Origin of the sequence: Enterobacter sp. KB-280D8 (assembly GCF_041399405.1) — a bacterium.
Lineage (GTDB): Bacteria > Pseudomonadota > Gammaproteobacteria > Enterobacterales > Enterobacteriaceae > Enterobacter > Enterobacter cloacae_N.
Map to the genome: position 1 here is coordinate 17099 of NZ_JBGKEC010000019.1, position 8998 is coordinate 26096.

At 52.0% G+C, this 8998-nt stretch carries 11 protein-coding genes; 6 read left to right on the top strand and 5 right to left on the bottom strand.

Annotation, left to right across the window (positions count from 1 at the left end; translation table 11 throughout):
* Positions 1-94 precede the first annotated feature (94 nt).
* The 4 genes from trkA to def are packed head-to-tail and all read right to left on the bottom strand — an operon-like array spanning position 95 to position 4315.
* Entirely contained in the window at positions 95-1471 is a 1377-nt protein-coding gene (gene trkA / locus AB8818_RS22575) for a Trk system potassium transporter TrkA (protein WP_014885463.1), read from the bottom strand.
* Positions 1472-1493: 22 nt separating this feature from the next.
* Positions 1494-2780, bottom strand: a complete 1287-nt coding sequence (gene rsmB, locus AB8818_RS22580) for a 16S rRNA (cytosine(967)-C(5))-methyltransferase RsmB (RefSeq protein ID WP_316387862.1) — start codon at positions 2778-2780, stop codon at positions 1494-1496.
* Positions 2781-2832: 52 nt separating this feature from the next.
* Complete coding sequence (fmt, locus tag AB8818_RS22585) at positions 2833-3780, bottom strand: methionyl-tRNA formyltransferase (RefSeq protein WP_316387863.1); 948 nt, start codon at positions 3778-3780, stop codon at positions 2833-2835.
* Between the two features lie 25 nt (positions 3781-3805).
* Positions 3806-4315, bottom strand: coding sequence for a peptide deformylase (gene def / locus AB8818_RS22590; protein ID WP_166712489.1), 510 nt, complete (start codon positions 4313-4315; stop codon positions 3806-3808).
* A 129-nt stretch (positions 4316-4444) separates the two neighbouring features.
* Between def and dprA the strand changes: the two genes are divergently transcribed.
* From dprA to AB8818_RS22620, 6 genes are read left to right on the top strand one after another with little or no spacing between them, the layout of a single operon-like run.
* A complete protein-coding gene (dprA, locus tag AB8818_RS22595) occupies positions 4445-5569 on the top strand; it encodes a DNA-protecting protein DprA (RefSeq protein ID WP_163331144.1) in 1125 nt (374 codons plus the stop codon).
* Positions 5541-6014, top strand: coding sequence for a DUF494 family protein Smg (gene smg, locus AB8818_RS22600; protein WP_008503477.1), 474 nt, complete (start codon positions 5541-5543; stop codon positions 6012-6014). The genes dprA and smg overlap by 29 nt, the downstream gene beginning before the upstream one ends.
* Before the next feature lie 26 nt (positions 6015-6040).
* Complete coding sequence (locus AB8818_RS22605) at positions 6041-6595, top strand: type I DNA topoisomerase (RefSeq protein WP_116344084.1); 555 nt, start codon at positions 6041-6043, stop codon at positions 6593-6595.
* Positions 6588-7160: an L-threonylcarbamoyladenylate synthase type 1 TsaC gene (tsaC, locus tag AB8818_RS22610; protein ID WP_316387872.1), complete on the top strand. Its 573-nt coding sequence runs from the start codon at positions 6588-6590 to the stop codon at positions 7158-7160. The genes AB8818_RS22605 and tsaC overlap by 8 nt, the downstream gene beginning before the upstream one ends.
* A 4-nt stretch (positions 7161-7164) precedes the next feature.
* Positions 7165-7983, top strand: coding sequence for a shikimate dehydrogenase (gene aroE / locus AB8818_RS22615; protein WP_166712483.1), 819 nt, complete (start codon positions 7165-7167; stop codon positions 7981-7983).
* Positions 7980-8228, top strand: coding sequence for a DUF1488 domain-containing protein (locus AB8818_RS22620; RefSeq protein ID WP_166712481.1), 249 nt, complete (start codon positions 7980-7982; stop codon positions 8226-8228). The genes aroE and AB8818_RS22620 overlap by 4 nt, the downstream gene beginning before the upstream one ends.
* On the opposite strand, the gene AB8818_RS22625 is transcribed toward AB8818_RS22620, so the two are convergent.
* On the bottom strand, positions 8204-8758 hold the full coding sequence (locus AB8818_RS22625; protein ID WP_116344080.1) for a gamma carbonic anhydrase family protein: 555 nt from the start codon (positions 8756-8758) through the stop codon (positions 8204-8206). The two genes, AB8818_RS22620 and AB8818_RS22625, sit on opposite strands and share 25 nt — an antisense overlap.
* Between the last annotated feature and the right edge of the window lie 240 nt (positions 8759-8998).

An 8998-nucleotide genomic window follows, 5' to 3' on the forward strand; every position in this document is an offset into this window, starting at 1 on the left:
AATTGCCATTCGGGATAATTGAACGTTATGAAAATAAAAGGCACAGCAATAAAGGGGGTAAAGTGCAGGTGCTCTATTGAGAGCACCAGACATATTAAAGGAAGAATGGGCTTGGCTGGAATAAACGCTCGACGTCGGTAATAAATTTTTTATCGGTAAGGAACATAATTACGTGATCGCCTTGCTCAATACGTAAATTATCATTGGCGATCATGACATCATTTCCACGCACGACGGCACCGATAATTGTGCCCGGCGGCAGCTTAATTTCGTCGATGGCGCGGCCCACAACGCGAGAGGTGGTTTCATCTCCATGGGCCACCGCTTCAATCGCTTCTGCCACACCGCGGCGGAGCGATGAAACGCCGACAATGTCCGCTTTACGTACATGGCTCAGCAGAGCGGAAATGGTCGCCTGCTGCGGTGAAATAGCAATATCAATCACGCTGCCCTGAACCAGGTCGACATACGCCTTACGTTGGATAAGTACCATGACCTTCTTTGCCCCCATACGTTTGGCGAGCATGGCGGACATAATATTCGCCTCGTCATCGTTGGTGACGGCAATAAAGAGATCAACTTGATCAATATGCTCTTCTGCCAGTAATTCCTGATCTGACGCGTCACCATAAAATACGATCGTATTTTGCAGTTTTTCCGCCAGCTCAGAAGCACGTTGCTGATCGCGCTCGATCAATTTCACGCTGTAGTCTTTTTCCAGCCTTCGCGCGAGACCCGCACCGATATTGCCACCACCGACCAGCATAATGCGTTTATAAGGCTTTTCGAGACGCTGCAATTCGCTCATTACTGCACGAATATGCTGAGAGGCCGCAATAAAGAAGACCTCATCCCCTGCTTCGACAATTGTGGAGCCCTGCGGGCGAATAGGTCTGTCGTGCCGGAAGATGGCGGCGACGCGCGTATCAATATGAGGCATGTGCTCGCGCATGGTGGACAACGCGTTGCCGATCAACGGACCGCCGTAATAGGCCTTTACGACGGCAAGACTGACTTTACCTTCGGCAAAGTTCACCACCTGCAGTGCGCCTGGATATTCGATCAGACGATAGATATTGTCGATAACCAGCTGTTCCGGTGCGATAAGATGATCAATGGGAACCGCTTCTGAATTAAACAGTTTTTCTGCATCGCGAACATAGTCCGGTGAACGGATGCGTGCGATTCTGTTTGGCGTGTTGAAAAGCGAGTAGGCCACCTGACAGGCCACCATATTGGTTTCGTCAGAACTGGTCACCGCAACCAGCATGTCGGCATCGTCGGCACCCGCCTCGCGGAGCACACGCGGGTGTGAGCCATGACCCTGCACAACGCGAAGGTCAAATTTGTCCTGTAAAACGCGCAGACGATCGCCGTTGGTATCAACGATTGTGATGTCGTTGTTTTCGCCAACCAGGTTTTCCGCCAGCGTTCCGCCCACTTGTCCTGCGCCCAGAATGATAATCTTCATATCTCGTGACCTGTTCTCAACATCACTCTTTGATTAGCTTAGCGTAAAAGAAGCCATCACCCTCTTCCGCGCCCGGCAGGTTTTGCTGTCCTGGGCATTCAGGCGTTCCCGTATCGCGCAGCGTAGCGTCCGGGGTACGCTTAAGGAAGGCTGCGATTTGCTGGCTGTTTTCTTCTGGCAGTATGGAGCAGGTGGCATAAACCAGCGTACCGCCGGGTTTAAGATGTGGCCAAATCGCGTCAAGTATGTCCGATTGCAGTTGGGCAAGTTCCTTAATATCACGATCGCGGCGTAGCCACTTGATGTCCGGATGACGACGAATTACGCCTGTTGCAGAGCAGGGTGCATCCAGCAAAATGCGGTCGAACTGGGTTTCACCACACCATTCCGCAGGCTTGCGTCCATCGCCTTGTTTAACCTGTGCCTTCATGCCCAGGCGCTTGAGGTTGTCGTAGACGCGTGAAAGACGCTGCTCATCAACGTCCACTGCCATCACGCTGGCCTGTGGAGCCACTTCCAGAATGTGTGTCGTTTTTCCGCCAGGCGCCGCGCACAGATCGAGGATCTGCTCACCATTTTGGGGTTCAAGCCAGGTCATACAACCCTGAGCAGAGGCATCTTGCACGGTCACCCAGCCTTCATCAAAACCAGGTAAAGCATGTACCGGTGCAGCGGAGGCTAAACGCACGGCATCCGGATAGGTTTCATGCGTGAATCCACTCATTCCAGCGTCTTCCAGTAATGCCAGCCATGCGTCACGGGTGTGGTGATTGCGATTGACGCGTAACCACATCGGCGGGCGTTGATTATTCGCTTCGGCAATGTTTTGCCACTGCTTCGGATACGCTTTTTTAAGACGATTCAGCAGCCAGTCCGGGTGGAGAAAACGTGTTTCGCTTTGCGCAAATTCAGCCAGAAGCTCATCCTGCTGACGCTGGAACTGACGCAGTACGCCGTTGATTAATCCTTTCAACTGAGGACGTTTTATCGCAACGGCGCCTTCCACTGTTTCAGCAAGCGCGGCGTGAGGTGGAATGCGAGTATGAAGAAGCTGATAAAAACCCACCATGATCAAATAATGAACGGTGCGCTGCTTGCCCGTCATTGGGCGTGACATCAGCTTATTAATGAGCCACTCAAGCTGAGAAAGGGTGCGCAGAACGCCAAAGCAAAGCTCCTGGAGCAGGGCTTTGTCTTTATCTGATACTTTTTGTTGCAGGGGGGGCAGGACATTACTCAATGACTGGCCCTGCTCGATAACCTGCTCAACGGCCTGAGCCGCCATACTGCGTAGATTTTGTTTTTTCATAACCGTAAAAATAAAAATGCCCGGAAACACCGGGCCTTAAGCATATGTTTGTTCAGGCAAGGCGATTGCCCGGGATAAACCATTCGCGACGGGAATTTAAAAGATCCTGAGCGCTCATGGCTTTCTTCCCGGCCGGTTGCAGCGATTCAAGATTCAGTATCCCTTCTGCAGTCGCAACCTGGATACCGTTCTTGCTGGCGTCGATAATCGTGCCGGGTTCAGCAGCCGTATTGCCGTTAATGACTGACGCTTTCCAGACTTTCACTGGCTGCTCATCAATCTCCATCCAGCTCATCGGCCACGGATTAAAGGCGCGGATGCAGCGTTCAAGTTGAGCGGCAGACAAGGACCAGTCGATCCGGGCTTCTTCTTTACTCAGTTTTTCAGCATACGTCACCAGCGCCTCATCCTGAACCTCAGGTTTTGCCGTATTGTCAGCAAGCCGCTGCAGCGTCTCGATAAGCCCTTGCGGACCGAGGCCTGCTAATTTGTCATACAGCGTAGCGCTGGTATCGTCTGCAGTAATAGGGCACGCCAGTTTATGCAGCATGTCGCCGGTGTCTAAACCTACGTCCATCTTCATGATTGTGACGCCGGTTTCTGCATCCCCCGCCCACAGGGAGCGCTGGATAGGTGCCGCACCGCGCCAGCGTGGGAGCAGTGAGCCATGCACGTTGATACAACCCAGACGAGGCATATCAAGCACCGCTTTTGGCAGAATTAAACCGTAAGCCACTACGACCATTACGTCGGCATTCAGCTCAGCGACCAGCTGCTGATTTTCCTGAGGGCGTAAGGATGCGGGCTGAAAAACGGGAAGCCCATGCTCTTCTGCCAGCACCTTTACCGGGCTGGGCATCATTTTTTTACCGCGGCCAGCCGGACGGTCCGGCTGGGTAAAGACGCCAACAACCTGGTGACCAGAAGATAACAGCGCGTCAAGATGACGCGCTGCAAAATCAGGGGTTCCCGCGAAGATAATACGTAGTGTTTTAGACACGATGATCCTTGTATCCGGGGGGACGTTATGCGCGAGAGCGCAAACGATCCAGTTTCTCTACTTTTTGACGAATACGCTGTTGCTTCAACGGCGAGAGGTAATCGATAAACAGCTTACCGACCAGGTGATCCATCTCATGCTGAATGCAAATTGCCAGCAGGTCATCTGCTTCCAGTTCGAACGGGTCACCGTCACGATCCAAAGCGCGGATTTTCACTTTTTCGGCACGTGGCACCAAAGCGCGTTGTTCAGGAATGGACAGGCAGCCTTCCTCAATGCCCGTTTCACCGCTCTTTTCAAGCAATTCAGGGTTGATCAGCACCAGACGCTCATCGCGATTTTCGGAAACGTCGATCACGATAATACGTTTGTGAATGTCCACCTGCGTCGCCGCCAGACCAATGCCTTCTTCGGCGTACATGGTATCGAACATATCATCAACGATACGCTGGATTTCTGCATTCACTTCTTTGACCGGTTCAGCGACGATGCGAAGGCGCTCGTCCGGAATATGTAACACTTGCAAAACTGCCATAAATTTCCAGAGTCGTGTTCAGGAGTTGATAAGAATATTACTTCTATTCTAGACAAATCCAGGGTCGATTGACAGCATCAGTGACCAATCGCAATGATTGCGCAGGCCGCTTATGGCAGGGGGGAAAGGATGACGTCTATCGAGATATGGCTACGGCTAATACACACAGGTTCACTATGTGGCGATGGAATGCTGGAAGCGGCTGTGCAACTGCAGAAGCATGAAAACCTCGACGTGCCTGTCGTCAAAAGCGCCGGTCTGACAGCAAAACAGGTTGAACGGTTCTTTGCCCCAGATGAAAGTGAGCTGGAGCGTAGTCTGGCGTGGCTTGAGCAGCCGGGAAATCATTTATTGACGGCAAACCATCCACTTTATCCTCCTTTACTTCGAGCAATTCCTGATTATCCCGGGGCGTTATTCGTAAAAGGTAACCCTGAAACCCTTAATGCTGTCCAACTGGCGGTAGTAGGCAGCCGTGCACCGTCATGGTATGGAGAGCGATGGGGAAAAATTCTGTGCGAACAACTTTCGCAATGTGGTTTCACGATCACCAGTGGGCTGGCCTGCGGTATTGACGGTGTTGCCCATAGTGCTGCGCTATCAGCAAAAGGGCGTAGCGTGGCCGTACTGGGGAACGGCCTGTTTAGCATTTATCCCCGTCGACACCAGGCGCTGGCTATGCGATTAATCGAAGCTGACGGGGCGATAGTGTCTGAGTTTCCCCTTTCGGCGCAGCCCCGACCGGCAAACTTTCCGCGTCGTAACCGAATCATCAGCGGGCTTAGCCAGGGAGTATTGGTCGTTGAAGCGGCAGTGCGAAGCGGTTCGCTGGTCACGGCACGATGCGCGCTCGATCAGGGCAGGGAGGTTTTCGCCTTACCCGGCCCGATAGGTAACCCGGGGTGCGAAGGACCACACTGGCTGATAAAGCAGGGGGCGACGCCGGTAACAGAAGTGCGGGACATTCTTGAAAATTTGCAATATGGCTTGCAATGTCTGCAGGAAGATCCCGAAAAGCGACATTATTCATCAGATCAGGGAAAGGTGGCATTGCCATTTCCCAAGCTCCTGGCTAACGTAGGAGATGAGGTAACACCTGTTGACGTTGTCGCTGAACGTGCCGGCCAACCTGTGCCAGTAACGGTAGCACAGCTACTCGAACTGGAGTTAGCAGGGTGGATCGCAGCTGTACCCGGCGGCTATGTCCGATTAAGGAGGGCATGCCATGTTCGACGTACTGATGTATTTGTTTGAGACTTACATCCATAACGAAGCAGAAATGCGAGTGGATCAGGACAAATTGACACAGGATCTTACCGATGCGGGGTTTGAGCGGGAAGATATCTATAACGCGTTGATGTGGCTGGAAAAGCTGGCTGATTATCAGGAAGGCCTCGCCGAGCCGATGCAGCTTGCTTCTGACCCATTGTCAGTACGCATTTATACCGCTGAAGAGTGTGAAAGGCTGGATGCCAGCTGCCGGGGTTTCATCTTATTCCTTGAGCAGATTCAGGTGCTAAACCTCGAAACGAGAGAAATGGTGATAGAGCGCGTCATGGCGCTGGATACGGCAGAATTTGAACTGGAAGATCTCAAATGGGTGATTCTGATGGTTCTGTTTAATATCCCGGGCTGTGAAAATGCCTATCAGCAAATGGAAGAATTACTCTTTGAAGTGAATGAAGGTATGCTGCACTAATTCAATGTGCAGCACCAAGAGTTGTTATGGCCAAATCAGCACTATTCACGGTGCATAAAAACGAGCCCTGCCCGCAGTGCGGGGCTGAGCTTGTTATTCGGTCCGGGAAACACGGCCCGTTTCTCGGTTGTTCACACTATCCGGAATGTGATTATGTCCGTCCTCTGAAAAGCCAGGCGGATGGACATATCGTCAAAATTCTGGAAGGACAGCTATGTCCTCTTTGTGGTGGTGAATTAGCGCTACGTCAGGGCCGTTTCGGTATGTTTATTGGCTGTAGCCGCTACCCGGAATGTGAGCATACGGAACAAATTGATAAGCCTGATGAAACGGCTATTGCGTGTCCCCAGTGTCAGCGCGGTCAACTGGTACAACGCCGTTCTCGTTATGGTAAGACCTTTCATTCCTGCGATCGCTACCCTGAATGCCAGTTCGTTATCAATTTCAAACCGGTAGCGGGCGTCTGCATTCATTGCAACTATCCGCTACTTATCGAGAAGAAAACGGCGCAGGGTATGAAACGCTTCTGCGCCAGTAAACAATGTGGAAAGCCGGTTACGGCGGATCAAAATAGTGAATAATAACCTGCCATCAGGCTCCATTGCGCATGCAGTGGACGTACTGAAAAATGAAGAAGTCATCGCCTATCCAACTGAAGCTGTTTTTGGGGTCGGTTGCGATCCTGACAGCGAGACGGCTGTGAGCCGCCTGCTTGCCTTGAAACAAAGACCCGTCGAGAAAGGGCTGATTTTGATAGCTGCGAAGTACGAGCAGCTTAAGCCCTACATCGATGACTCTATGCTGACGTCGGCGCAGCGCGAGACTATTTTTTCCGCATGGCCCGGTCCAGTGACCTTTGTTTTCCCGGCACAGCCGACAACGCCACGCTGGTTGACCGGACGCTTTGATTCCCTTGCCGTTCGCGTAACTGACCACCCGCTGGTAATAGAGCTTTGTCTGGCATTTGGTAAACCGCTGGTCTCAACCAGCGCCAACCTGACCGGATTGCCACCTTGTCGTACAACCGAAGAAGTGCTGGCACAGTTCGGGAACGACTTCCCGGTTGCTGTTGGAGAGACGGGAGGGCGCCTGAATCCGTCTGAAATTCGCGACGCTTTGACCGGCGAACGTTTTCGCCAGGGGTAATCTCATGGAAACCTATGCTGTTTTTGGTAATCCGATTGCGCACAGCAAGTCACCGCTGATCCATCAGCAATTTGCGAAGCAGCTGCAGATTAATCATCCCTATGGTCGCGTACTTGCACCGGTGGATGCATTTATTCCAACGCTGGAGGCTTTTTTCGCCGCCGGCGGTCAAGGCGCTAATGTGACGGTCCCTTTTAAAGAAGAAGCCTTCGAACGTGCGGATGAGCTTACCGAGCGTGCTTCGCTGGCTGGTGCAGTAAATACCCTGAAACGGCTTGAAGATGGACGCCTTCTGGGTGACAACACCGACGGAATAGGTTTGCTGAGCGATCTGGAACGACTGTCGTTTATTAAACCCGGTTTCCGGGTCCTGCTGATTGGTGCGGGTGGCGCATCGCGGGGAGTACTGTTGCCTCTGCTTTCTCTGGACTGTGCGGTGACCATTACCAACCGAACCTTTTCCCGGGCAGAAGCGCTGGCGGCGTTGTTTGCGCATACTGGCAGCGTAAGTGCGGCAGCGCCTGGCGATCTTGCTGGGCGTGAATTTGATCTGGTCATTAATGCCACCTCCAGCGGCATTAATGGAGAGATCCCGGCAATCCCCGCTTCTCTGGTAAGCCCTCATATATACTTCTATGACATGTTTTATCAGAAAGGGAAGACGCCTTTTCTGAACTGGTGCGAGCAACACGGTGCGAAACAGCTCGCTGATGGACTGGGGATGCTGGTGGGTCAGGCTGCGCATGCGGTGCTGCTCTGGCATGGCGTGTTGCCTGCAGTCGAACCTGTCATTGAAAAGTTAAAGCAGGAGCTTTCGGCGTGAATCAGGCTATTCATTTCCCGGACAGAGAGAACTGGGATGAGAGTAAACAAGCGGTCTGTTTCCCGGTGCTGGTGCAGGGTATGCAATTGACCTGCGCCATTCATGGGGAAACGCTGTTGCGTCGCTTTGGCGGTTCAGATCCTATAGACATATTTTGCGAAAATCGCTGGGATCTGGAAGAGGAAGCCAGCGATTTAATTCGCGATCAGCAGGAAGACGATCAGGGCTGGGTTTGGTTGTCCTGATCCAAATAGTCATTCTTCCATTTTACGTAGTTGTTCGCTGAGTACTTCAGTCCTTCGATCTCTGCCTCCTTCAGGGGGCGGATCTGTTTTACCGGGCTTCCCAGATAGAGATAGCCACTCTCCAGACGTTTGTTCTGCGGGACCAGGCTACCGGCCCCAATCATTACGTCATCTTCTACTATGACGCCATCCAGCAAAATCGATCCCATGCCAACAAGCACCCGATTACCGATAGTGCAGCCGTGAAGCATCACTTTATGACCGACGGTAACCTCTTCTCCAATGATGAGGGGATTACCCTGCGGGTTATAGGAGGATTTGTGGGTGACATGCAGAACGCTACCGTCCTGAATATTGGTACGGGCACCAATCGACACATAGTTAACGTCTCCCCTGATCGCAACGAGTGGCCAGATACTGACGTCATCGGCCATTCGGACATCACCAATGACCACGCTGGTGGCATCGATCATCACGCGATCGCCTTTTTGGGGGAACAGATCTTTATAAGGGCGTAATACTGCGGACATAACTACCTCTGAGGATGAGCTTTATACGGAAGACTTGATCATATTATTGGATCGAGGCAAGGCAAAAAACATCAATATTTAAGCAGATCGGGCGGGATTTCAGCGAAAAGCGCGGAAAATCAGCAGTCGGAAAAAAAGATCTAAAAAATACTTGTGCTAAAAATTGGGATCCCTATAATGCGCCTCCATCGACACGGCGGATGTGAATCACTTCACAGACAACCCGGTCGGTTGAAGAGA